Origin of the sequence: Amycolatopsis sp. SID8362 (assembly GCF_010550475.1) — a bacterium.
Classification (GTDB): domain Bacteria; phylum Actinomycetota; class Actinomycetes; order Mycobacteriales; family Pseudonocardiaceae; genus Amycolatopsis; species Amycolatopsis eburnea.
Map to the genome: position 1 here is coordinate 1 of NZ_JAAGNB010000713.1, position 1,607 is coordinate 1,607.

At 74.7% G+C, this 1,607-nt stretch carries 2 protein-coding genes; both read left to right on the plus strand.

Annotated features, from left to right (window positions below):
• On the plus strand, nt 1–1,277 hold a 1,277-nt coding region (locus tag G3I65_RS21950), incomplete at its 5' end, for a carboxylesterase family protein (protein WP_160697777.1).
• Between the two features lie 67 nt (nt 1,278–1,344).
• The coding region (locus G3I65_RS21955) for a helix-turn-helix domain-containing protein (RefSeq protein ID WP_160697778.1) at nt 1,345–1,607 on the plus strand (263 nt) is incomplete at its 3' end.

Consider the following 1,607-nt stretch of genomic DNA (forward strand, 5'->3'; position numbering starts at 1 on the left):
CGCACCCGGGCTGGACCGGCGTCCGGGACGGCACGCGGCCCTCGCCGACCGCGCCCCAGCCGCGGCGGGACTTCGGCAGGCTCGACCTGACCCCGTACTTCGGCCCCGGCTGGGTGCGCGGCGACGAGTACCTCACCGTGGACGTCCGCACCCCGGCCGCCGACGACGGGCAGCGGCCGGTCATGGTCTTCGTGCACGGCGGCGGGTTCGTCACCGGCACAGGCACTGCCGCGCTCTACGACGGCCGGGCCTTCGCGCGCGACGGCGTCGTCCTCGTGACGGTCAACTACCGCCTCGGGATCCCCGGTTTCCTCGCACTGGACGGCGCTCCGGACAACCGCGGGCTGCTGGACGTCCTCGCGGCGCTGCGCTGGGTACATGATGGCGTCGCGGCGTTCGGCGGCGATCCCGGCAACGTCACGGTGTTCGGGCAGTCGGCGGGGGCGACGCTCACCGCAGCCTTGCTGGCCACCCCGGAAGCGAAAGGCCTGTTCCGGCGGGCGATCGTGCAGAGCGGCAGCGGCACCGGCGCGTTCACCCCGGAGCAGGCCCGGCGCGTCACCTCGGCGACGGCCGCGGCGCTCGGGGTCGAGCCGACGGCCGACGCGTTCGCGGAAATCCCGGACGACCGCTTGGTGGCGGTCCTGCCCACACTGTCCGATGTGGACTTGAGGACCGCCACCGCGACGGATCCGCTCGCCGGGCTCAGCCCGTTCAGCCTGGTGCTCCCGGTGCAGCCGGCCGACGGCTTGGCCCTGGACGACGTCGCTCTGCTCGTCGGGACCACTAGTGAGGAGGGGAACCTTTACCTGGTGCCGCAAGGGAAGTTCGACGCTTCGACCGAGGCTGACGTGCTCGCCGCGGCGGCGAGCAGGCCCGACCCGGAGGCGGCGGTCGCCGAGCTTCGCGCGGCACGGCCGGACGCGAGCCCGGGGGAGCTGCGGTCGGCGCTGCTCGGCGACGCCCTGTTCGGCGCGGGCACGGCGCGGTTGATCGCGGCGCACGCGCCCGCGCGGACCCACGTGTACTCGTTCGCGCACCGCTCGACGGCTCTGGACGGACGGCTCGGCGCGGCGCACACGGTCGAGCTGCCGTTCGTGTTCGACGTCGCCGAGGAACCGTGGCTGCAGGGGGACACCGGGTTGCTGGGACCTGGTCCGGCGCCGGCGGGCCTGGCGGCGCGGGTGCACGGTGCGTGGGTCGGGTTCGCCCGCCACGGGGACCCGGGCTGGGCGCCGTACACCGGGGAGCGGCCGGTGGTGGAGGTCTTCCGCTGACCGTTCGCGGTTTCCTACCCCTGGCAGGGGCAGGCTGGGGTGCCGCGGCCCGGGCATACTCGGTGTCATGGTCGATCAGGGACTGCTGGCCGAGTACCTCCAGGCGTGCCGGGCGCGGCTGCACCCGGACGACGTCGGCTTGCGCACCTACGGCGAGCGGCGGCGGGTGCCCGGCCTGCGCCGGGAAGAGGTCGCGAGCCTCGCCGGGGTGAGCGCGTCGTACTACGTGCGGCTCGAGCAGGGCCAGTCGGTGAACGCCTCCGACGAGGTGATCGACGGCATCGCCCGCGCGCTGCGGCTGGACCGGGACGAGCACGAGCACCTGCGCGT